This is a genomic window from Flintibacter sp., from assembly GCF_046973065.1.
In genome coordinates, this window is record NZ_JBKVXZ010000011.1 from 24,326 (window position 1) to 47,619 (window position 23,294).

The window sequence follows — 23,294 nt, forward strand, 5'->3', positions numbered from 1 at the left end:
CGGTAATGTAAAAGCAGATCAAGGCGCCCTTGGACGCGCGTGACATCCGCCGCATCCAAGGGCGCTTTCCATCCCGGCAGAAAGGAGCCTGTTATGGATCAGATCACCGTTGCCCGGACCAATCGGTCCGCCGTGCGTCGGAATAAAATCAAAACCTTTTTCTCCAAACCCCACAACGTGATCCTGCTGCTGATGGGCATCGTGCTCACCTTCAGCACGGTGGCCCCCATCATCGCCATTGTGGAGGACACCTTTAAAATCCACCCCGGCACCATCGACGCCTACCTCACCGGAAAGGCTTCGGGGTATACGGTGGTCAACTACATCGACTTGTTCACCAGCGATAAGGCCATGATCAACCTGTGGACCCCCCTGCTCAACACGATCTGGCTGGCAGTGGGGACCTGCGTGGTATCCATTGTATTCGGTGGCCTGTTCGCCTTTTTGGTCACCCGCACCAATCTGGCCTGGCGCAAATACCTCAGTTCCATTTTCATCTTCCCCTACATCATGCCCCAGTGGACTCTGGCGGTAGTCTGGCAGAACATGTTCAACTCCAACGCCGTCACCGGAACCTCCAACGGCCTGCTGGCCGCCACCCTGGGCATCAACATGCCCCTGTGGTGGTGCAAAGGCCTGTTCCCCAGCCTAGTGGTGCTGGGCCTGCACTACGCCCCCTTCGCCTACATCCTTATTGGCGGCATCTTCCGCAACATGGACGCCAACCTGGAAGAGGCGGCCACCATTCTGGACACCCCCAAGTGGCGCATCATGTGCCGCATCACCCTCCCCATGGTCAAGCCCGCCATCCTCTCCACCATCCTGCTGGTCTTCGGCAGTGCCATGGGCTCCTACCCGGTGCCCCATTACTTGGGCCTGACCACCCTGGCTACCAAGTATATTTCCCTCAATTCCAAGTACACCGGCGAGGCCAGCATCCTGGCCATTATCATGATGGTCTTCGGCGTGGCTATTATGCTGCTCAACCAGCTGAGCCTCCAGAGCCGCAAAAACTATACCACCGTCACCGGCAAGTCCGGTCAGATCTCCAAGATCAACCTGGGCCGGGTAGGAAAATACGTCATCGCCCTGGTGCTGGTCGTCGTCACCTTCTTCACCAGCATCTTCCCCATCGTCTCCTTCGCCTTTGAGACCTTCCTGCCTAACCCCGGCGACTACTCCTTTCTCTACACCGGCGACACGGATAACCTCACCACCAAGTGGTGGGTCACCGATGAAAATATCACCGAAAACGGCATGTACGGCCAGAAGGGTATCCTCCACAACGAGACCATCTGGAACGCCTTTAAGGGCACCATCTGGGTCAGCGTGTGCTGCGCTCTGCTGGCGGGCACCATCGGTACTCTCATCGGTTACGCCGTGTCCAAAAACCGACGAAGTAAATGGGCCAACTATGTAAATTCCGTGGCCTTTCTCCCCTATCTCATGCCCTCCATTGCGGTGGGTGTGGCCTTCTTTATCCTATTCTCCAACGAACACATCAACCTGTTCAACACGTATACCATTCTGATCATCGTCGGCACCATCAAGTACATCCCCTTTGCCAGCCGCAGCTCCCTCAACTCCATGCTTCAGCTCTCCGGTGAAATTGAGGAGGCAGCCATCATCCAGAACATTCCCTGGATCAAGCGAATGACCCGCATCATCATCCCCATCCAGAAATCGTCCATCATCAGCGGCTATCTGCTGCCCTTTATGACCTGTCTGCGTGAGCTGTCTCTGTTCATGCTGCTGTGCGTGCAGGGGTTCATCCTCTCCACCACCCTGGACTACTTCGACGAGATGGGTCTGTACGCCTTCTCCAGCGGCATCAACCTGATTTTGATCGTCACCATCCTGGTGTGCAACACCATCGTCAACAAGGTTACCGGGGCCAGCCTGGATAAGGGAATAGGAGGTTAAACCATGCCTGAGATCAAATTAGAACACGTGACCAAGCGCTGGGGCAAATTCTACGCCGTAGACGACCTGGACCTGGTCATTGAAAACAACTCCTTCGTCACCCTGCTGGGTCCCTCCGGTTGCGGCAAGACCACTACCCTGCGTATGATCGCCGGCCTGGAGACCCCCACCAGCGGCCGCATCACCATCGGCGACCAAGTGGTCTTTGACAGCGAGCAGGGCATCAACGTCCCGGCTAACAAGCGCAAAGTGGGCTTTCTCTTCCAGAACTATGCCCTGTGGCCCAACATGACGGTGTACGACAACATCGCCTTTGGTCTGTCCAACATAAAGGAAGAACTCCCCACCGTGGACTTTGAATCCAAAAACGCTGCCCGCCTGGCGGAAATTCTGGAAAATCCCGGTGAGGTAGTTAAGATCCTGGAGGACTGCCGGGACAAGAAGGGCAAGATCGATGAGAAGAAAGCTTATATCAAGCTCATCGATGCCTTTACTCTGTCCATCTACACCGCCAAAAAGCTCTACGGCTATCACCTGGAGCAGGGCAAGGATATGTCCGGCGAGATCGCCTCTCTCCGCGCAAAAGTGGACTCTGCCCGGAAGTCCCAGACCCTTAACGGAAACTTTGAGGTCATGCAGAACGGTCAGGTGGTCACCCAGGTCCGCAAGCTCTCCAAGGAGGAGATCGACCTGGCGGTGCGCCGGGTCTCCCGCATCGTGAAAATCGGCATGTTCATGGACCGCTACCCGGCGGAGCTGTCCGGCGGCCAGCAGCAGCGCGTGGCCATCGCCCGCACCCTGGCCCCCAAGCCCACCGTGCTCTTTATGGACGAGCCTCTCTCCAACCTGGACGCCAAGCTGCGCCTGGAGATGCGCTACGAGCTGCAGCGCCTGCACGTGGAGACCGGTTCCACCTTCGTCTACGTCACCCACGACCAGATGGAGGCTATGACCCTGGCCACCCAGATCTGCCTGATCAATAACGGCGTACTCCAGCAGTACGACGCTCCCCTCACCGTATACAACCGGCCCAACAATCTGTTTGTGGCCGACTTTGTGGGCAACCCCTCCATCAACTTTGTGGAGGCCAAGGGAGCCCAGCGCCCCGACGGCGCGGTAGATCTGACCGTGTTTGCCGGACGGAAGGCCACCTTCCATCCCAAGGAGAGCTTGGACCTCAACCAGTGGTTCCTGGACCGGGACGCCCGGCAGGCCGCCCAGGAAGCTGCACACAAAGAAAAAGCCGCCCAGAAGTCCTACGTGGAAAAGGGAAACAAGGACGAGACCTTCCGCTACCACATCTCCACGGTGGTAGAGTACGATGACTCCCTGCGTGAGGAGCCGGTGCTCACCAACGAGGACCTGGTACTGGGCATCCGGCCAGAGTTTTTGGACATCGTGGATGACAGCTGTCTGGAAGGTGAGATCTACGGCGCCATGCCCACCGGTATGGAATCCACCATCAAGGTGCGCATTGATGACTTCCTGCTCACCGGCGTCATCTTTGGCAGTTCCCTGTTCACCATCGGTGCCAAGGCTCCCCTGTCCATCTCGGGCAAGAACATCATGCTCTTTGACCGCAAGAGCGGCCAGTGCATTGCGGTAGGCAGCCTGGAATTTGAAGCATAATATCGACATAAAAAATTGGGACGGAAGCAATGCTTCCGTCCCAATTTTTTATGTTTCTTACAGCCGCTGTTCCAGCTGATCCCGGATGGCCTCCAGGAAGGCCCGGCTGTCCACAGGATTGGCGGGAATATCTCCCTCCCACAGGCCGGCCAGGTCCTTGGTCATGGTGCCGCCCTCGATAGTAGCGATGCAGGCCTCATCCAGCTTGTCGGCAAAGGCACACAGGTCCTGAAGCCCATCCAGCTCACCCCGCTTGCGCAGAGCACCGGTCCAGGCAAAGATGGTGGCGATTGGGTTGGTAGAGGTGGTCTCGCCCTTCAGGTACTTGTAGTAGTGGCGGGTGACGGTGCCGTGGGCGGCCTCATACTCGTACTTGCCGTCGGGAGAGACCAGCACAGAGGTCATCATGGCCAGAGAACCAAAGGCAGTAGAGACCATGTCGCTCATCACGTCGCCGTCGTAGTTCTTGCAGGCCCAGATGTAGCCGCCCTCGGAGCGCACGACCCGGGCTACTGCGTCATCGATGAGGGTGTAGAAGTAGGTGATGCCGGCGGCGTCAAACTTCTCCTTGTACTCCTTGTCAAACACCTCCTGGAAGATGTCCTTGAAAGTGTGGTCATACTTCTTGGAGATGGTGTCCTTGGTAGCAAACCACAGGTCCTTCTTGCTGTCCAGAGCAAACTGGAAGCAGGAGCGGGCAAAGGAGTAGATGGAGGAGTCCTTGTTGTACTGAGCCTGGAGCACACCGGGGCACTCGTAGTCATAGACGGTCTGGCGGGAGAGCTCCTTGCCCTGCTCGTCGGTGAAAACCAGCTCGGCCTTGCCGGGGCCGGGCACCCGGTACTCGGTGGCCTTGTACACATCGCCGTAGGCATGGCGGGCGATGGTAATGGGCTTCTTCCAGTTCTTTACCACGGGAGAGATCCCCTTGACCATGATGGGAGTACGGAACACGGTGCCATCCAGAATGGCCCGGATGGTGCCGTTGGGGGACTTCCACATCTGGTGGAGCTTGTACTCGTCCATGCGCTGGGCGTTGGGGGTGATGGTGGCGCACTTCACCGCCACGCCGTACTTCTGGGTGGCCAGGGCAGAGTCCACGGTCACCTGGTCATTGGTACGGTCCCGCTCAGGCAGGCCCAGGTCATAGTACTCGGTTTTCAGGTCAATATAGGGCAGCAGAAGAATGTCCTTGATATCCTTCCACAGGATTCGGGTCATCTCGTCGCCATCCATCTCCACCAGAGGGGTGGTCATCTGGATCTTATTCATGGTCAAACCTCCAATAGTTTAGAAGTAATTTTACAGGATCATAGCCACAGCGAAGTTGTATACCGCGCTGACGCACACGCTGATGGGCACAGCCACAAACAGCAGGCGGTTAAAGAGCTTGTTGCGCTCCTCGTCGTTGCCGTAGGAGCCAAGGATCAGGCTGCCGCCGGAAGAGAAGGGGCTGATGGCGCTGCTCTGGGCACCCAGAACGGTGCAGGCAAACAGAACAGCGGGGCTCAGGCCGGTAGAGGCGGCCAGGGCGGGGATGAGGGGGAACAGAGCGGGGGTGACGACGCCGGTGGTGGAGCTGAAGAAGCTCATGAAGGCGGCCACGATGCTGAAGGCAATGGGCACCAGGAAGACAGGCACGTTGTCGCCGATCCAGGCGGACAGCTGCTCAATGGTACCGGCCTCCACAGCGACTGCAATGAGCATGCCGGCACCGGCAATCATCAGGATGGTGTTCCAGGGCACCTTGGCAATGATCTCCTTCTGAGGAGCCAGGTCCAGCAGCAGGGCGATAACGGTAAAGATCATAGCCACCAGACCCACATCGATCTTGCCGCTGATGGAAGCGATCAGCTCGTTGGAGGGCAGGATCATCTTCAGCACGGGGAAGACCAGAACCACCACCATCATCAGGATCATCAGGTTCAGAGTGGTGCGCTGCTTGGGCTCAAAGGGCTCAGGCTTGCGGAAGGTAATACCCTTGCCGATATTCCGGTTCTCCTTAAAGCCAAAGCGGAAAATGGTAATCAGAATGAGAGAGAATACGATGGCAAAGCCAAAGATGGTCATCTCGGTGGAGAAGGAGTCCAGAGGAGTCAGAGAGGGGTCCGCCTCGTAGGCGGTATCAATGAGGCCGCGGAACACCACACCCAGAGCCGCGGTGGGGAAGTTACCGCCGGCCAGAGCGCCGCAGTTGATGGCTACCGCGCCGGTGAGCTTGTCCATTTTGGACTCCTCACAGATGGCCATGGTGATAGGAGCCAGGAAGGCCAGAACCGTAAAGTAGGCCGCACCCATTACGGACAGGACCACAGCCACCAGGAACAGGGCGTAGGGCAGCATCCCGGGGAAGCGGCGGCAGGCGTACAGCAGGCTGCTGGACATCTTCTCCAGCGTTCCGTTGACGGCGGCAAAGTTATAAAACAGGGAGACCGCCAGGATCACGAACATGGTGCTGGTGGGCCACTCAGCGATCAGCTCCTTGGTCTTCATGCCCAGCATGAAGCAACCGATGATATAGGCAAAGGCGATACAGAAAAAGCCGGTGTTGATCTTGGTCTTATACCCCAGCACTACGGCCAGGGCGATGGCTGCAATGATCAAAATACTCACAGCAAATTACCTCCCTGTTTCTTCTCAGTCCTCCAGGCCCAGCAGCCCGGCGGGAATGGTATGAGTCATATGGTAAACCTGCTCCTCGGGGATGCCGTGGTCCACCAGATACTGCATGTACTCCTGCAGCGCCAGTTCCCAGTGGGGGTTCTCCACCTGGCCGCCGTCGGTATCCACCATCACGTGCTCATAACCCACGGTCTGGATGATCTCCAGGTTGGAGGGCAGGTTGCTCTTGTACTTGCCGCCGCCCATGTTCTGGGCGTAGCAGCGCTCCAGGATGACGTCGTAGTCCTTGACCATACGCACCTGATCCTCCACGCTCATGTTCACAAGCCACCACTCCGGGTGAGTGACCACGATCTTCTTGACTCCGGCCTTACGGGCGGCTTCCACCACCACAAAGCACTCCTCCGGAGAGACGTGGGCAGTGCCCAGCACCGCATCGTAGTCCTTGACCAGTTGGAACACATCGTTCATCTCAGGAACTACTTTTCCGTCCCGGACGACTTCCACACACTTCTTCATATCCAGATTCAGTTTTTCAATGTGGTTGCGGGCGGAAGCGGTAGGCAGCCAAACTACTTTGGCGCCCAGCTTCAAGGCAGTTTCCACCGCCACGGGGTTGATTCCGCCGATGACCTTGTTCATGGTAATGCTGCCGAACATAGTAAAGTTGTTGTTGCCGTGGTTGACGCGCTGGTTGTAGGCGTTACACAGGTAAGCCCGGTCCATGGTCATACCCTGATGGGTTTTGATGACAATGGCTCTGGCTCCCACCCGCACTGCCGCATCGGTGAGCTCAAAGTCGTCGTAAGCCCGGTGGCGCAGATCCGGATTGGTATGCACGTGCATGTCGATAACGCCTTGCAGAGATACTTTGTTCATGTGTCCGCTTCCTCTCCCTGTAAATTATTTTTGGGCAAATTCACTCGAATTCTCCCTTGTGTTTCTTCTATGTTTCAGTATATACTACATCTGTTATTTCGGAAGCGGCTATAATTTAATAGCTCCCATCGGAAAAACCGATGGGAGCTAAGAAAGGAACTTCTATGGAATTTCGAGATCTGCACTATCTCCTTGCCATTGCCCAGGCAAAGAGCATCTCCAAGGCCGCTCAGGGACTGTTTATGTCCCAGTCCAGCCTCAGTCAGGCTCTGCGTCTCATGGAGGACGAGCTGGGCGGCAAGCTTTTTACCCGCACCTCCACCGGAGTGCGCCCCACCCAGGCAGGAGAATTGATGATCCAGCGGGCACAGAAAATACTGGGTGAATATCACCAAACGCAGCAGATGATCCAGGACATGGAAAATCTGGAGGCCGGCCGGGTGGATTTTGGCATCAGCACTTTCCGGGGCGGCTATCTGCTTCCTCCTGCCCTGTGCCGCTTCTGCCAACGCTATCCCAATATCCAGGTGGAGATTCGGGAGGAAAACAGCATGGCACTGGAACAGCTGCTCATTGAGGGGCAGCTGGATCTGGCGCTGATTGCCCTCCCCCCGGTGAAGCTCAAAGATCAGGTGGATCTGCTGCTGCAGGATGAGATCCTTCTGGTGGTCTCCCACGACCACCCTGTCAACGCATTGAGTCGGGAATGTGTGCTGGATACCGGAGAGGTACGCCGCTATGTTGATGTGGAAGATACCATGGCCTACGATTACATCCTCAGCGACTATGACACCATTCTTGGCTCCCTGAGCCGGGCGGCTTTCTCCCAGCGCGGACTGGTACCTAAGGTGCGAAACGGCAATCTCACCGCTCCTTTTGCCGCCGCCATGGCCAGGGCTGGTCTGGGCATTGCATTTACCTACCGCTCCTGCCGGGAGGACTACCCCCACACGCAGTACTACTCTATTGGAGCGGAAGGGGTCTTTCTGGATCTGGGACTGGCCTTTCCCCCTGGGAACTATCGCTCCCGAGCCGCCCTCGCCCTGGCCGACACCTTAAAGCAATACTATCAGACACCTTGATCCCGTAGCCTGGGACGCGCCAACGCCTGTCGGGCAGTGTTCAAAAACTCCCTGGCCAGGAAGGACAGATCCTCCTTGCGCCGGTATCCAATGATGATCTCCATCTGGCTGAGTGGATCATCCAAAACGCAGTTGCAGGTTTCTCCTCCTGTTGTCAGGCGATTGATATGATATTCTGACAAAAACGTTACTCCATAGCCGCAGGCCGCCAGACGGTAGGAGGCCTCCAGGTTCTGGGTCTCCAAAATCACCTTTGGCTTGATTCCCGCATTATGAAGAAGCTGGCGCTCGATCTGTCCGGTGTGCTGGCTGGGCAGATGGAGCACAAAGGGCATATCCGCACACCGCTCCAGCCCGATGTGAGCCTGGCCATCCCGGTCGTAGCGGACATAGTCTGCCCAAGGGGTATCGCTGCCCACCACCAACATCATCTTTTCGTAGCCCAGCGTCTCATACTCCAGATGGATGGGAAAGCTTGGTTTGTTGATGATCACCAGATCGCAGGCCCCCGCCTGTACCTGATTGACCAGCTCCTTGGAGTGCCCCTCAGTCAGCCGAATTTCCGCCTTGGGAAAACGCCAGTGAAAGGGCGGGATGCAGGTGGGGATGATGTGGCTTCCCCGGCCTACCGGCACGGCCAGCCGCAGCAGACCGCAACCGGTCTCATTGACACTGTTCATAGCTGCCATCATTTCTTCCCGCTGGTGCAGCAGCTTTTTCCCCTCTCGGACCAGTACTTCACCCTCCGGAGTCAATCGAATCTTTCTGCCTTCCACATGGAAAAGCGCCATATCCAACCTCTCCTGCAGATGCTTTAAATACTGGCTGAGGGTGGGCTGAGTAATAAACAGGGACTGTGCCGCTTTGGTAATGGACCGCTGCTGCTCCACGGCGCACAGGTACTCAATATCCTTAAATTCCAGTTCCATGCTCTCTCCTTACATAGCATATCTTTATTGATAATAACGAATTGCATTGGTCTAACCTATATTTTGTATTATAAACCCCAATTTGATTCTTTACAACGCCGTTGTTATAATTTTGATCACAAAGCGGACCAGATTCCCATAAAAAGCACTGCGTGAGGAGGAAATTTTTATGATCCAGTTGTCCGAACACGGCGTGTACCTGCTCCATGGCAAGACTGTGATAGATGAGACTGACCATCAGCAGCTCACCGGCCGCCTGGGCAGCGTTCCTTCCAAAGATGAGGCCAAGAAGGGCACCATGGCCTACTCCATCCTGAAGACCCATAACACCGTGGATGACATGGAGCAGCTCTCCCTGAAGTTTGACTCCATGACCAGCCACGACATCACCTATGTGGGCATCATCCAGACCGCCCGGGCCTCCGGCATGAAGGAGTTCCCCCTGCCCTATGTGCTCACCAACTGCCACAACTCCCTGTGCGCCGTAGGCGGCACCATTAACGAGGACGACCACATGTTCGCCCTGTCCGCCGCCAAAAAGTACGGTGGTATCTACGTCCCCACCAACCTAGCCGTCATCCACAGCTACAACCGAGAGATGATGTCCGGCTGCGGACGGATGATCTTGGGCTCCGACTCCCACACACGCTACGGCGCCCTGGGCACCATGGCTGTGGGCGAGGGCGGCGGCGAGCTGGCCAAGCAGCTGGTAGGCCGCACCTACGACATTGCCTATCCGGAGGTCGTCGCCATCTATCTCACTGGCGAGCCCAAAAATGGGGTCGGTCCCCAGGACGTGGCCCTGAGCATCATCGGTAAGGTGTACGAGTGCGGCTATGTAAAAAACAAGGTGATGGAGTTTGTGGGACCGGGCGTCAAAAACCTGCCTGTGGAGTTCCGCAACGGCATTGACGTGATGACCACCGAGACCACCTGTTGGTCCTCCATCTGGACCACCGACGAAAAGGTGAAGGACTACTTTACTCTCCACGGCCGCCCTGAGGCGTATCAAGAGCTTACCCCCGCCGATGTGGCCTACTACGACGGCTGCGTATATGTGGACCTGTCCACCGTGGAGCCCACCATCGCTATGCCCATGCACCCCAGCTACACCTACACCATTAGAGAACTCCAGGAGAATGCCGCCGACATTCTTCACCTGGTGGAGGAGCGGGCCAACAGCCAGATCGCCAAGACCGCCCATCTGGATCTTATGAGCAAGCTCCACGCCGACGGCCACATCTACGTGGACCAGGGCATCGTGGCCGGCTGCTCCGGCGGAACCTATGACAACGTGTGCGCCGTGGCCAACATTCTGGAGGGTCAGAGCTGCGGCAACGGCACGTTCAAGATGAGCGTCTACCCCGGCAGCATGCCCGCTTATCTGGAACTGGTGAAGAATGGCTCCATTGCCAAGCTGGTGGAGTCCGGCGTTATCATCCGGGAGTGCTTCTGCGGTCCCTGCTTCGGTGCGGGCGACACCCCCGCCAACGGCGAGTTCTCCATCCGCCACACCACCCGCAACTTCCCCAACCGGGAAGGCTCCAAGCCCGGCGAGGGCCAGATGGCCGGGGTCGCCCTGATGGACGCCCGTTCCATCGCCGCCACCGCCCGCAACGGCGGCCGCCTCACTGCCGCCACCGAGCTGGATGTGGACTACTCTATCCCCGCCTACCACTTTGACGGCGGCGTGTATGCCAAGCGGGTGTACAACGGCTGGGGCAAGTCGGAACCAGAGGCTGAACTGAAGTTTGGCCCCAACATCAAGGATTGGCCCAAGATGCCTGCCCTCAGCGACGACATCCTGCTGAAGGTAGTCAGCCACATCACCGACCCCGTCACCACCACCGACGAGCTCATTCCCTCCGGCGAGACCTCCTCTTACCGCTCCAACCCCCTGCGCCTAGCTGAGTTCACCCTGTCCCGGAAGGACCCGGAGTATGTAGGCCGTGCCAAGGCTATCCTTGCTCTGGAAAAAAACCGGGAAGCCGGCAAGGCCACGGGCGACGAGGTTGCCTCTGTCTACGAGGCCCTGAAAACTTCTGGTCTCAATGTCGATCCCGCCAACACCGTCATCGCCAGCACCATCTATGCCAACAAGCCCGGTGACGGCTCTGCCCGGGAGCAGGCTGCCTCCTGCCAACGGGTGCTGGGCGCCGGAGCCAACCTGGCTCTGGAGTACGCTACCAAGCGCTACCGCTCCAACTGCATCAACTGGGGCATGCTGCCCTTCCTGGTCAAGTCCGCCGATGTGGTGGAAAACGGCGACTGGGTCTTTGTCCCCGGTATCCGCAAAGTACTGCTGGAGGGCGGCGAGGAGGCCACCGCCTACGCCGTTCATGACGGAACGGTTACTTCCTTCCACGTCTCCCTGGGCCATCTCACGGCACCCGAGCGCCAGATCCTAGCCGACGGCTGTCTCATCAATTACTACCAGCACTCTGCTCGGAAATAATCTGTTTGTCCCCGGAAGATACTGTTTTCGTATCTTCCGGGGATTTTTGTTTCCTTCTGAAATTCAAATCCTACTGATTAGAAAAGAAAAATTGACGAACCAAACAAAAATATAGTAGTATTGTGAGTGACACAGAAGAGGGGGCCATGCTCCCACTGTGATCAAATGAACCGAAATCACATTAGGAGGCCTCTTCATGAATCGAACTGTACTTCGCCCCCTGGCGGCTATCCTGTTAGTCTGCTCCCTTACTGCTTGCGCTCCTGCTTCATCTAACAGCGCCCAGAGCAACAGCTCCACTTCCAATACTTCTTCCTCTCAATCCCAGGCTGTCACCTTTACCGATGATCTGGGCCGCACGGTCACGGTGGATCATCCCCAGCGAGTGGCCGCTCTCATCGGCAGCTTCGCCGATATCTGGTGTCTGGCCGGAGGACAATCCACCCTGGTGGCCACTGCCAACGACGCCTGGACTTCCTTTGACCTGGGACTGGATGAGTCGGTTTTGGACCTGGGTGCCATCAAGGAGCCAAACTTTGAAGTGCTTCTCTCTGCCCAGCCCGATTTTGTCCTGGCCAGCTGCAACACTACGGCCAATGTGGACATGAAGGATTCCCTGGAGAAGGCCAACATTCCGGTTGCTTATTTTGACATTCAGAATTTTACCGACTATCTGCGCATGCTGGAGATCTGTACCCAGCTCACCGGATGCCCGGAGCGGTATGTCCAGTACGGCGAGGAGATCGGCAAGGAAATCGATCAGGCGGTGGCCCGTCAGGACGGCTCTCAGCCCACCATTCTCTGTATGCGCGCCACCGGCTCCAGCTGTAAAGTGAAGGGCAGCACGGACTTTCTGCTGGGCGAAATGCTGGCCGACCTGGGCTGCATCAATGTGGCCGACCAGGACAGCGCTCTGTTGGAGGACCTGAGCCTGGAAGCCATTATGGCCGCCGATCCCGACTACATCTTTGTAGTCCTCCAGGGCTCTGATCCCACCGACGCCCAGCAGACTCTGGAACGCACGCTTCTGTCCAATCCCGCCTGGCAGAGCCTGCGTGCGGTACAGGAGGGACGGTTCTATACGTTGGAGCACTCTTTGTACAATCTGAAACCCAACGCGCGCTGGGGGGAAGCCTATGAAAAACTGGCAGACATTCTCTATCCGCAGTAATTCCCGTACCGTCAAGGTATTTGGATTTCTGATCCTGCTCACGGTGCTGACCGCTCTGGCCAGCATCTGTTTTGGTCCGGTGTTTGTCTCCCCTGCTCTGCTGCCCAAAATCCTGCTGGGACAGCTGACCGGTACAACGGAGGCCAAAATCGTACTGCTGGCCCGCCTGCCCCGCACCGCCGGGTGCCTGCTGGCTGGGATGGCCCTGGCGGTGTCCGGTGCCGTGATCCAGAGCGTACTGCACAATCCCCTGGCCGCCCCCAACATTATCGGGGTAAACTCCGGGGCCGGGCTCATGGTGGTACTGGTGGGGGCTGTGGCCCCCTATGCCCTGTGGCTGACCCCTCTGGCCGCCTTTTTTGGAGCCCTGGTGGGGGTACTGGTGGTTCTGTTCATCGCAGAGCGCACAGGAGCCAGCCGCATCACCCTGGTACTGGCCGGTGTGGCGGTATCCAACATTTTCAGCGCAGGCATTGACGCGGTGATCACCTTCTTTCCCGATGCGGTCCTGGGCTATTCCGACTTTCGCATCGGCGGCCTGACCAATCTGTCCTTTGACAAGCTGCGCCCCGCTTTCTGGGTCATCCTGGTTGCCATGATCCTGCTGCTGTCTCTGACCAGCGAATTGGACATTCTCGCCCTGGGTTCCGATACAGCCCGCAGCCTGGGACTTCCGGTCAAACAGCTTCGTCTGCTCTTTCTGGCCCTGGCTGCCGCCCTGGCAGGAGCTGCTGTCAGCTTTTGCGGCCTTTTAGGCTTTGTGGGACTTATTGTGCCCCACATCATGCGCCGCTGTATCGGGGAAGACAGCCGTCCGCTGCTTCTCTCCTGTGCCCTGGGAGGTGCGGCTTTGCTCACCCTGTGCGACCTGGCCGCCCGGCTGCTCTTTGCCCCCTTTGAGGTCCCGGTAGGCATCGTACTGTCCCTGGCAGGAGGGCCATTCTTTATTTGGCTGCTTCTTCGGCAGAGAGGAGGCCGCATCCATGATTGAGCTTCAACATGTCAGCGCCGGGTACGGCTCCAAATTGGTAGTAGAGGACATCTCTCTCGCCCTGCGCCCCGGTCAGGTGCTTACTCTGCTTGGCCCCAACGGCAGCGGGAAGAGCACCCTTTTGCGCACGATTGCCGGGCTCCATCCCATGGCCGGCGGTCAGATCACCGTGGACGGTGTACCGGTCAAGGAGCTGACCCGCCGCCAGATGGCCCAGAAAATCACCTATATGCCTCAATCCCGCACCATCCCCAACATCACTGCCCGGAAGATGGTGCTCCACGGCCGTTTTCCCTACCTCTCCTATCCCCGACGCTACCGCAAGGAAGATTATGAGGCCGCCCGGCGCGCCATGGAGCGCTCGGACGCCTGGGAACTGGCGGACAGCCCCGTACAGAGTCTCAGCGGCGGCCAGCGCCAGAAGGTCTATCTGGCCATGGCTATGGCCCAGGAGACCCAGACCATCCTGATGGACGAGCCCACCACCTATCTGGACATTCAGCACCAGCTGAGTCTTATGGCCGTAGCCCAACAGATGGCCGGGCAGGGCACCGCGGTGGTCCTGGTCCTTCATGACCTGTGTCTGGCCCTGCGGTTCTCCGACTGCTGCGTTCTGCTCCAGGAAGGGCAAATGGTACAGCAGGGCTCACCGGAGGAAGTCTTCCAGTCCGGTGCCCTGGACCAGGTGTTCCAGGCTCATATCCGCCGGGTGGATACCCCGAACGGCTGGCGCTATTACTACGACTGAAAGGAGGCCCGTCCATGGCCTACTTTCCACTTTTCATAGACCTGAACCAGAAACACGGGCTGGTGGTGGGAGGCGGTCCGGTAGCTGCCCGGAAGATCCGCACCCTGCTGCCCTACGGCCCTCACCTCACCGTGTGCGCTCCCTCAGTTCTTCCGGAGCTGGAGGCTCTGCCCGGTTTGACCGTGCGGCGGGAACCCTTCTCCCCTGCCCTGCTGGAGGGTGCTTTCTTTGTGATTGCCGCCACCGATGACCGGGAATTAAACAGCCGCATTGCCCAACTGTGCCGAGAGCGGAATATTCCAGTGAATGTGGCCGACCCTGGAACGGAGAGCACCTTTCTCTTCCCCTCTGTGGTCCGGCGGGGACCTTTGACCGTGGGCATCTCCACCGGCGGCAAAAGTCCTTCCGCAGCCCACTATCTGAAAGAGCAGATCGAAGGGCTGCTTCCCGGCAATCTGGAGGACATTCTTCTTTGGATGGATGGTGTCCGGGAGGAACTGAAAGGCAGCGCACTGTCCCAACCTCAGCGCTCCGCCTGCCTCTCCCGGCTCTTTGCCGCCGCCCTCCAGGCCGGCGGTCCACTCACCCGGGAAGAGACGCAATCTTTACTCAGCTTTGAAACGGAGGAACTTCCATGAGCCAATCTACCGGCTGCGTCTATCTCATCGGCGCAGGCTGCGGCCAGGCCGACTTGATCACTCTGCGTGGACTGGAACTGCTGCGCCAGTGCGATGCAGTGGTCTACGATGATCTCATTGCTGACGAGCTGCTTCAGGCCGCTCCGCCCCAGGCCCGGCGCATCTACATGGGCAAGCGGCTTGGCCGCCATTCCGCTCCCCAGGAGGAGATTTCTCAAACTCTGGTGGAACTGGCCAAACAGGGCCTGCGGGTGGCCCGGCTCAAGGGAGGCGACCCCTTTGTCTTTGGCCGGGGCGGTGAGGAGGCGCTGGCTCTCCAGGCAGCAGGCATCCCCTTCCAGGTGGTGCCTGGTATTTCCTCCTCCATCGCCATTCCCGCCCTGGCAGGTATCCCGGTGACCCACCGGGGGATGAGCCGCGGTTTCCACGTGGTCACTGCCCATACCGCCCAGGGAGGTCGGGATGACTTTGACCGTCTGGCCAATCTGGAGGGCACCCTTGTGTTTTTGATGGGACTATCCCACCTTGGAGAGATCGCTCAGGGACTCATCTCTGCCGGCCGCTCTCCGGAAACTCCTGCCGCTGTGGTCTCCGGCGGCTGCGCGCCTCACCCGGCTACGGTCCGTGCCCCGCTGGGACAACTTGCTGCGGCCGCGGAACAGGCAAACGTCCAGCCTCCAGCGGTGATCGTGGTAGGGGAAACCGCCGCACTGGATCTTACTTTTTCCTCCGCCCGGCCTTTGGAGGGAGTGCAGGTGGCGCTGGTAGGCACTCCCATTCTTCAGCAGCGGCTGAACGACGCTCTTTCTCCACTGGGTGCCCGCTCCTTTGCTGCTCTGACCTCTCAATTGGAGGAACTGCCCTGCTCGTTTGACCTGAACATCTTGTGTGACGGCGCCCCCCGCTGGGTGGTGCTCACCAGCCAGAACGGAGTGGACTGTTTCTTCCGCCGTTTGGAGGAACAGAACATCGATCTAAGAAAGCTCCACGCCTGCCGTTTTGCCGCCATTGGCAAGGCTACCGAAGCCTCCCTGGCTAGCCATGGCATTCATGCTGACCTTTGTCCCCCGGTCCACACCACGCAGGCTCTGGCCCAGGCTCTGGTGGACACCGTCCCCCAGGGTGAGCCGGTATATCTGTTTCGCTCTGCTTTGGGCTCTCCGGAGCTGTACCGCCGTCTCGCGGAGCACACCCACACAGAGGACATCCCCCTATACACTCTCCGCGCCCCGGAGCTGGACTGTACTGTTTTGTGCTCACAGGTCCAACAAAGTGACTATCTTGTGTTTTCCAGTGCCAGCGGGGTGGACTTCTTTCTAAAAACCTTTGGTTCCATCCCAGAGGGTCCCGCTTGTGTGTGCATCGGTCCGGTCACCGCCCAAGCTCTGGCCCCCCACTGCAGCACGCCTCCTTTGATGGCGGGAGATATCTCCGCCTCTGGTATCCAGCAGACCATTCTGGACCATTGGTCTGCCCACAAGTAAAAAGACCGTTTGACCACTTATTTAAAGAGGGCCGCACAAATTGTGCGGCCCTCTTTAAATCGCATTACAGGAACGGAGACCTCTAAGCGCGGCCTACCTCATTCAAAAATTTTTCCAGTTCACAAGCGATTTCTTTGATCTGTTGAGAATCTTTATGCTTTAACGCATGTTTTTCTTTTTTTACCAATTCATCCAACCGCTTTTTCTGCTCTTTATCAGCCTTCTTCCGAATCTCCTGACTGCGATACATCAATGTTTCCAAATGCTCAGCTGCTTGAACCTCAGTCCTGGCCCGGGCGTCATCCTCCGCATAGCGCTGTGCCTCTCTGACGCAGCGCTCAACTTCTTCCCGGCTCAAATTACCCGACCCTTGAATGGTAATTTCCTGGCGCTTCCCGGTATCTAGGTCTTTTGCCGACACATTGACAATTCCATTGGCATCGATAGCAAAAGTGACCTCGATTTGTGGAACTCCCCGCGGAGCCCGGCGAATACCATGCAGCTTGAACTTTCCCAGGCTTTTATTTTGCCGGGCCATGGGCCGCTCTCCCTGCAGAACATGGATTTCTACTGAGGATTGAAAGCTGGCTGCCGTGGTAAAAATCTGACTTTTGGTAATGGGAATGGAGGTATTGCGCTCAATCAAGCGGGTACACACACCGCCCACTGTTTCAATTCCCAGTGAAAGGGGCGTAACGTCTACCAGCAGCAGTCCCTTCACCGCCCCCATCAGCACGCCGCCCTGCAGGCAGGCTCCCATCGCCACGCACTCATCCGGATTGATTCCTCGGAATGGTTCTTTCCTAATGAGATCTTTGACTGCCTGCTGCACCGCAGGAATACGGCTGGAACCGCCCACCATCAACACTTTGCTGATCTGCTGCACAGACAGATTGGAGTCCGCCAGAGCCGCTTTCACAGGTTCCATCGTCTGACGAACCAAATGATCTGTCAGCTCATTAAATTTTGTCCGGCTCAGAGTCTGCTCCAGATGGACCGGTCCCTGTTTTCCCGTGGCGATAAAGGGAATGCTGATTTGTGTGGTTACCATGCTGGACAGCTCAATCTTTGCTTTCTCTGCCCCTTCCCGGATGCGCTGCATGGCAAGCATATCCTTTGAGAGATCGATTTTATGTTCTTTCTTGAACTCTTTTACCAGCCAGTCACTGATACACTGGTCAAAATCATCGCCGCCCAGATGATTGTTGCCTGAAGTGGCAAGGACCTCGATAACTCCGCCGTCGATGTCCAGAATGGATACATCAAAGGTCCCGCCTCCCAGGTCATATACCATGATAATCTGGGGTTCTTCCTTATCGATCCCATAGGCAAGCGCGGCGGCAGTGGGCTCATTGATGATTCTCTGCACATTGAGTCCGGCAATTGTCCCGGCGTCTTTTGTCGCTTGCCGCTGTGAATCGGTAAAATAAGCGGGCACTGTGATGACAGCGTCTGTCACCGGCTCGCCAAGATAGCTTTCCGCATCTGCCTTCAACTGCTGCAGGATCATGGCAGAGATCTGTTCCGGTGTATAGCATTTCCCGTCCACATAGATTTTTCGGTCGGTTCCCATGTCCCGTTTGATGGACTGGATGGTCCGTTCCGGATTGGTTACTGCCTGCCGCTTTGCCGGATCACCGATCAGCCGCTCTCCCGTCTTGGAAAAGGCAACGATGGAAGGTGTAGTCCGTCCTCCCTGTGCATTGGGGATAATGACCGGCTCGGTTCCCTCACATACCGCCACGCAAGAGTTGGTGGTGCCCAGATCTATCCCGATGATTCTAGCCATATTACTGTGCTCCTTTGTCCTTTGATTTTGTCCTCTGCCAAAGGTGTATTACGGCAGATTCTCCGTTCCCTGGAAGGGCATAAACGGTCTCTCTCCCATTGCACCGTCCTGGGCTGTGTCATTCTCCTGCGGCCTGTCCTCATCCGGCTGTGTCTGCTGATTTGGAAACTCATCCGGGAACATCTGCTGGTATTGTTCAAACTGCTCCATCTGCCATCCCAACTGTTCCTGGGCCTGGGAGTAACCTCGTTGATCTCTCCGGGCACAAGCCCAATCATCTGAAACTCATGGGTCTTGGAGTATTCCTCACCGGATATATCGGCCGCCTGAGCCGTATAGTCCGGGACATCACTGTCCGGCACGTGAATGGTATAGTTGATTTTCGCCTCCACTTCCGTTTCAAAATAGAAATACAGGCCATTGCTCCCAGTTCCATAGGGATTTAAGATGGTCAAGGGCTGGGAAGCTGACCAGGTGACATCGTTCAAAGATTTCAGTTCTTCAATTACCTGGTGCAGACGCTGCTGCACCCCCAGGTCATAGTAAGTAAATCCTTCGGACTGGATATCCTGAGGCACCAGCTGAAGGGCGTTTAGCCCGTCTCCAAGATTGGCTTGCGTAATGTCAACATTCCACTCTGCGCTCTGGTCGACCACATTGCCGGTATCAAAGGACCAGTCTGTACGCACCGCCTGTTCCTGTGCGGTAAAGGCCTTGGAGATCTTCATGACCAAAAAAGGAATCAAAACGACCAGTAATGCCACAGCTGCAATGACCACCAGAAAGATGGTTCTCTTTTTCTTTGTCAACATAAGCTTCACCTTTCGCTTCACTCTAAAGAACATTGACTACCAGAAGGAGCGTTCCCAACGAGGTCAGGATCATTCCCGTCCACCGGTTCAGTGCAAGAGGACTGGACCGGGCCGCAATTTTAGCAGATGCCTGCGCCCAGATCAAGGTAAAAATCATACATAAAATCAGCAATCTGATTGGCGGAGTATCCCCCAGTGCAAAATGGCTGATTGCTCCTGTCAGCGCAGAGAATGTCATGACAAACACACTGGTCCCCACCGCTGTTTTCAGTTCATATCCCAACAGCATGGTTAGGACCATGAGCATCATCATTCCGCCGCCCGCTCCGAAGAAGCCGCAAATCAATCCCACCAACGCCCCTCCGGCTGCCCCCGCACATACTTTCTGCATACTGGAACGCCGGAGCATGGTATTTTTTGGCTCCAAGATGGGAAAGAACAAAAATCTTATTCCCAGAATCCAGGTCATAAAATGGAGAAGCCCCCCAGAGTACCGCTCTCCACATAGGAGGACAACCAGCTTCCCACTACTGTCATGCTCAGCACCCCAGCCATCATGACCATTCCGTTTTTTATGTCAACACAGCCGTTTTTTGCATAGGTTCGGGCACTTGCCGCACTGGCCAGCACATCGCTGGCCAGCGCAATTCCAATGGCCTGGTAAGCGGGAAGATGCAAAAAAGCCACCAGCATCGGGGTGATTACTGTGGCGGCACTCAGTCCGGCAAATCCGGTTCCCAACCCTGCGCCTGCTCCGGCCAAAAAACAGATCAGAATTTCAAAACAGACCTCACTCAAATCACGGTTCTCCCTTCTGCCGCGGCAGGGGCCAATTATTTTCCTCTTCCGATGCATGTCCGCTTCATACAGAAGATATGGCATCAACGTTTCGTTCCTGGTTGCACAGCCGCCGCGTTTGCAGATATAATAGGCATAAGTTTTACCGCCCCCGCCTTATGTCTTTCCGGCCAGGGTGCCCATTTCCGCTTATTCAAAATATCAAATGAACCTAAAGTGCCGCTAAAGATTCCCTCAAATTTTTGCCTCGGGTGCTGCATGATTTTTGTCCTGGGAGCTTCCTCTCCGTGCCCATCTTTAGTTTGTCTTTAGCGGAGTATGTTTATATGTCATTATCAACCGGAGGTGAAGAACATGAAGTTGCTGGTAGCAGAAGACGATCCCAAGCTTTTGAAATCGCTGGTCCATATTTTGGAACACAATCGCTTCAGTGTAGACGGCGTATCTAACGGAGAAGACGCCCTGGAGTACGGACAGACCGGCGAGTATGACGGACTGATTTTAGACATTATGATGCCCGGCTTGGACGGGCTGCAGGTACTGCAAACTCTGCGTCGGAACGGAATCAAAACCCCAGCTCTGTTTCTGACCGCCCGCACAGAAATTTCGCAGCGGGTAGAGGGTCTGGATGCTGGAGCAGACGACTACCTGCCCAAACCTTTTTCCACCGCCGAGCTTTTGGCCCGGATCCGGGCCATGCTCCGTCGAAAGGACACCTATCTGCCCGATCTGCTTGCTATTGGTTCCGTTATCCTGAACCGCTCCACCTACCAGCTGGTCTTTCAGGACAAGATCCAGACGCTCAGCGGCAAGGAATTTCAAATCCTGGGAATGATGATGCAGGCTCCCGGGACCATTATTCCAACAGATCGTTTTATCACCCATCTCTGGGGATGGGATACGAATGTCGACACCAGCGTTGTATGGGTCCACATCTCTAATTTGCGCAAGAAAATCAGCGCCATTGGAGCGCCCATGGAGATCCGCTTTATACGCAACGCCGGCTATGTACTGGAGGTCAAGCCGTGATTGGAGGTCTGCGCAAAAAATTCATATGCATCAGCACCATCTCCATTTTCGCGGTGTTTTCCATCATCCTTTCTCTGCTTTTAGTGCTTACCCGGGTCCAGATGAACCAGACTTTGGACACGCTCACCGATACCATCGCAGCAAACAACGGTTTTTTCCCAGAGTTTGATTCCTCTAAACCGCATACTCCTTCCCGATTTTTCTATACCGACGCCATTACGGAAGAGACCCGGTTCAGCACCCGCTTTTTTACGGTTTGGCTCAACGAGCAGCATGAAGTAACCGACGTCAATATAGATTCCGTTTCTACGATTTCCCAGTCGGAAGTGGAGCACTACGCATCGCAGGCAATGAACAGCACAAAAGAGCGGGGCTGGGTATCAGAATACCGCTATAAAATCACCTCTACGGAAGATGGAGCGATTCTGGTATTCGTCAACGGGACCATGTACAAGAATACAACAAACCTTATGTTGTTCACGATATTTCTTATCCTGCTGGGAAGTGCCGTATTGATCCTGACTTTGACGGTCATCATCTCCAAGCGGGTAGTACGTCCGGTGGCGGAAGGCTATGAAAAACAAAAGCAGTTTATCACTGATGCCAACCACGAGCTGAAAACTCCTCTTACGCTGATCTTATCCAATCTGGATATTCTGGAAGCGGAATATGGAAAAAATGAATGGTTGGATGATATCCGCAGCGAGGGGGAGCGTATGGGCCTGCTCATCAACCAACTGGTTACTCTGTCCCGTATGGATGAGAGCGACGCCCGCCTTCTCTATGCTGATTTTGATCTGAGTGGTGCCATCAATGATACCGTCTCTGAATTTCAATATCTGGCTGAGGAGCGGGGCCATATCCTTTTCAGCGACATTGCCCCCTCCCTCTCTTACCACGGAGATGAAGCGCTCATTCGCAAGCTGGCTGCCATTCTGCTGGACAACGCAATAAAATACTGCGACGCCGGCGGCAAAATCCAAGTCCGGCTCTACCAGCGGCGGCACCCCATCCTGACGGTGGAGAATACCTACGCTGAGGTAGACAATCTGGAGCTGGAGCGACTGTTTGACCGATTCTATCGCGCCGATCGGGTACGTACTTTTTCCGGCAGCTTTGGGGTCGGTCTGTCCATCGCCCAATCCATTGTCAAAAGCCATCGTGGAACTATTACCGCCTATAAAAAAGAGGGCTTGATTGGGTTCCGTGTCAATTTGAAATAGTCTTTAAACGTTATCCCATGCAAATGCCGAAAGGGCCGTATTGCAGCCGGAACATTCCGACTGCAATGCGGCCCTTACTTCTGTTTTTTAATTTCCCAGCGCACAGATCAGCTCCGGCAGCTGAGACAAATTTTTGATCACAAACTGGGCTCCCGCTTCCCGGAAGCTCTCCTCGACCTTCCGGCAGGCAGCCTCCCGCTCCTGGGGAGTCAGAGCCTCAAATTCCTCCTGGCTCAGCCCCAGCTCCGAGCTGCCCTCAACGACGCCCACCGTCCAAACACCGGCGTTGACGCCCTCTTTCACGTCGGAGATGGTATCTCCCACCTTCACCACAGTTCGAACTGAGGTAACACCCAGCTTCTGCATATTGGCAAAGATCATATAGGGATACGCAGCTGTTCTTTTACTTGCTTTGCGGCGCGATGACTCATCCGGCTTGCCAGGGTTGTACATGCGTACCGTATGACCAGGGCAGACAGAAGAATCCATATCATTTTTTTCCACACTTCCGGGTTTCCCCCAGCAGAAAGCTGGCTTAAGAAAAGCGCAATTCCAGACATCAATACAATATTGCAAAGTAAAGAAATCCACTGGAAAAGCACCTGTGCCGACACATATTTTCTGCTCTTACCCATGATGTGTATCAGCCGGTTGTTAATCATCCGTTTAGACCTCATTTCATTAGCGATAGCTAACTGATAATCATAATAATAGCTAACCGCAACGCGGTTAGCTATCCCTAACGCACGATATTGTAACAGAAACCTGTACCTGTGTCAATATATTTGCGGCTCCAGTTCACCTTCCTCCAAAGTCTCTCTCACATTCGACAAAACCTGTCCGCAGGTGATGCAGATCCCGTTGGGATCTGCATCACCAAAAAGAGAGACACACCGCTTGGTGTGTCTCTCTTTTTGGAATATTGAAACAGTATAGATGCCGCAGTTTCCAAGTTTGCACCCAAAACTAAATTGAAGCCCAGCGAAGCGGGTTCGATTTGGAAAGGAAGAGCAACGGCATGAGCGCGCTCTGACTTTTGTAACAAAAGTCGGAGCAAGCGCTATAAAGCTTGCTCCGACGTGGTACGGGTAG

19 protein-coding genes and 1 pseudogene are annotated in these 23,294 nt (G+C 56.1%); 11 read left to right on the forward strand and 9 right to left on the reverse strand.

Annotation, left to right across the window (positions count from 1 at the left end; translation table 11 throughout):
* The first annotated feature begins 93 nt into the window (after positions 1-93).
* Positions 94-1,923: an ABC transporter permease gene (locus tag ACLTXB_RS06150; protein WP_008980279.1), complete on the forward strand. Its 1,830-nt coding sequence runs from the start codon at positions 94-96 to the stop codon at positions 1,921-1,923.
* A gap of 3 nt (positions 1,924-1,926) precedes the next feature.
* Positions 1,927-3,552, forward strand: a complete 1,626-nt coding sequence (locus ACLTXB_RS06155) for an ABC transporter ATP-binding protein (protein ID WP_428226406.1) — start codon at positions 1,927-1,929, stop codon at positions 3,550-3,552.
* Positions 3,553-3,609: 57 nt separating this feature from the next.
* Here ACLTXB_RS06155 and ACLTXB_RS06160 read toward each other — a convergent pair whose 3' ends face one another.
* Genes ACLTXB_RS06160 through ACLTXB_RS06170 form a run of 3 tightly spaced genes read right to left on the reverse strand, consistent with a single transcriptional unit; the run spans position 3,610 to position 7,053 of the window.
* Positions 3,610-4,824 carry an NADP-dependent isocitrate dehydrogenase gene (locus ACLTXB_RS06160; protein WP_110440951.1) on the reverse strand — a complete coding sequence of 405 codons (1,215 nt, stop codon included), beginning with the start codon at positions 4,822-4,824 and terminating at the stop codon, positions 3,610-3,612.
* 30 nt (positions 4,825-4,854) lie between these two features.
* Positions 4,855-6,165, reverse strand: a complete 1,311-nt coding sequence (locus tag ACLTXB_RS06165) for an SLC13 family permease (protein WP_428226407.1) — start codon at positions 6,163-6,165, stop codon at positions 4,855-4,857.
* A 24-nt stretch (positions 6,166-6,189) separates the two neighbouring features.
* On the reverse strand, positions 6,190-7,053 hold the full coding sequence (locus ACLTXB_RS06170; RefSeq protein ID WP_428226408.1) for a DUF6282 family protein: 864 nt from the start codon (positions 7,051-7,053) through the stop codon (positions 6,190-6,192).
* 164 nt (positions 7,054-7,217) lie between these two features.
* On the opposite strand from ACLTXB_RS06170, the gene ACLTXB_RS06175 reads away from it, so the two are divergent.
* Positions 7,218-8,135: a LysR family transcriptional regulator gene (locus ACLTXB_RS06175; protein ID WP_428226409.1), complete on the forward strand. Its 918-nt coding sequence runs from the start codon at positions 7,218-7,220 to the stop codon at positions 8,133-8,135.
* Here the strand turns inward: ACLTXB_RS06175 and ACLTXB_RS06180 are convergent.
* A complete protein-coding gene (locus ACLTXB_RS06180; protein WP_428226410.1) occupies positions 8,123-9,064 on the reverse strand; it encodes a LysR family transcriptional regulator in 942 nt (313 codons plus the stop codon). The genes ACLTXB_RS06175 and ACLTXB_RS06180 overlap by 13 nt on opposite strands.
* 169 nt (positions 9,065-9,233) lie before the next feature.
* On the opposite strand from ACLTXB_RS06180, the gene ACLTXB_RS06185 reads away from it, so the two are divergent.
* From ACLTXB_RS06185 to cobA, 6 genes are all read left to right on the forward strand, one after another.
* Positions 9,234-11,519, forward strand: a complete 2,286-nt coding sequence (locus ACLTXB_RS06185) for a hydratase (protein WP_428226411.1) — start codon at positions 9,234-9,236, stop codon at positions 11,517-11,519.
* A 196-nt stretch (positions 11,520-11,715) separates the two neighbouring features.
* A complete protein-coding gene (locus ACLTXB_RS06190; RefSeq protein WP_428226412.1) occupies positions 11,716-12,690 on the forward strand; it encodes an ABC transporter substrate-binding protein in 975 nt (324 codons plus the stop codon).
* Positions 12,656-13,681 carry a FecCD family ABC transporter permease gene (locus ACLTXB_RS06195; protein ID WP_428226413.1) on the forward strand — a complete coding sequence of 342 codons (1,026 nt, stop codon included), beginning with the start codon at positions 12,656-12,658 and terminating at the stop codon, positions 13,679-13,681. The genes ACLTXB_RS06190 and ACLTXB_RS06195 overlap by 35 nt, the downstream gene beginning before the upstream one ends.
* Positions 13,674-14,429 carry an ABC transporter ATP-binding protein gene (locus ACLTXB_RS06200; protein WP_428226414.1) on the forward strand — a complete coding sequence of 252 codons (756 nt, stop codon included), beginning with the start codon at positions 13,674-13,676 and terminating at the stop codon, positions 14,427-14,429. Before ACLTXB_RS06195 ends, ACLTXB_RS06200 begins: the two co-directional genes overlap by 8 nt.
* A 14-nt stretch (positions 14,430-14,443) precedes the next feature.
* A complete protein-coding gene (locus ACLTXB_RS06205) occupies positions 14,444-15,067 on the forward strand; it encodes a precorrin-2 dehydrogenase/sirohydrochlorin ferrochelatase family protein (RefSeq protein WP_428226415.1) in 624 nt (207 codons plus the stop codon).
* On the forward strand, positions 15,064-16,551 hold the full coding sequence (gene cobA, locus ACLTXB_RS06210) for a uroporphyrinogen-III C-methyltransferase (protein ID WP_428226416.1): 1,488 nt from the start codon (positions 15,064-15,066) through the stop codon (positions 16,549-16,551). Before ACLTXB_RS06205 ends, cobA begins: the two co-directional genes overlap by 4 nt.
* A gap of 82 nt (positions 16,552-16,633) precedes the next feature.
* On the opposite strand, the gene dnaK is transcribed toward cobA, so the two are convergent.
* The 3 genes and pseudogenes from dnaK to ACLTXB_RS06225 form a co-directional block, all read right to left on the reverse strand.
* Entirely contained in the window at positions 16,634-18,340 is a 1,707-nt protein-coding gene (dnaK, locus tag ACLTXB_RS06215; RefSeq protein WP_428226417.1) for a molecular chaperone DnaK, read from the reverse strand.
* The gene (locus tag ACLTXB_RS06220; RefSeq protein WP_428226418.1) at positions 18,319-19,173 is read right to left on the reverse strand and encodes an aryl-sulfate sulfotransferase N-terminal domain-containing protein; all 855 of its coding nucleotides are present in this window, start codon (positions 19,171-19,173) and stop codon (positions 18,319-18,321) included. Before ACLTXB_RS06220 ends, dnaK begins: the two co-directional genes overlap by 22 nt.
* 1 nt (position 19,174) lies before the next feature.
* A pseudogene (locus tag ACLTXB_RS06225) lies at positions 19,175-19,950 on the reverse strand (sulfite exporter TauE/SafE family protein).
* A 354-nt stretch (positions 19,951-20,304) separates the two neighbouring features.
* On the opposite strand from ACLTXB_RS06225, the gene ACLTXB_RS06230 reads away from it, so the two are divergent.
* Together ACLTXB_RS06230 and ACLTXB_RS06235 are read left to right on the forward strand one after the other, a co-directional pair.
* Positions 20,305-20,979, forward strand: a complete 675-nt coding sequence (locus ACLTXB_RS06230; RefSeq protein WP_428226419.1) for a response regulator transcription factor — start codon at positions 20,305-20,307, stop codon at positions 20,977-20,979.
* Complete coding sequence (locus ACLTXB_RS06235) at positions 20,976-22,202, forward strand: sensor histidine kinase (RefSeq protein ID WP_428226420.1); 1,227 nt, start codon at positions 20,976-20,978, stop codon at positions 22,200-22,202. Before ACLTXB_RS06230 ends, ACLTXB_RS06235 begins: the two co-directional genes overlap by 4 nt.
* Positions 22,203-22,289: 87 nt before the next feature.
* Here the strand turns inward: ACLTXB_RS06235 and ACLTXB_RS06240 are convergent, their stop codons facing one another.
* Both ACLTXB_RS06240 and ACLTXB_RS06245 read right to left on the reverse strand, forming a co-directional pair.
* Entirely contained in the window at positions 22,290-22,583 is a 294-nt protein-coding gene (locus ACLTXB_RS06240; protein ID WP_428226421.1) for a hypothetical protein, read from the reverse strand.
* Positions 22,580-22,864: a hypothetical protein gene (locus ACLTXB_RS06245; RefSeq protein WP_428226422.1), complete on the reverse strand. Its 285-nt coding sequence runs from the start codon at positions 22,862-22,864 to the stop codon at positions 22,580-22,582. The genes ACLTXB_RS06240 and ACLTXB_RS06245 overlap by 4 nt, the downstream gene beginning before the upstream one ends.
* Between the last annotated feature and the right edge of the window lie 430 nt (positions 22,865-23,294).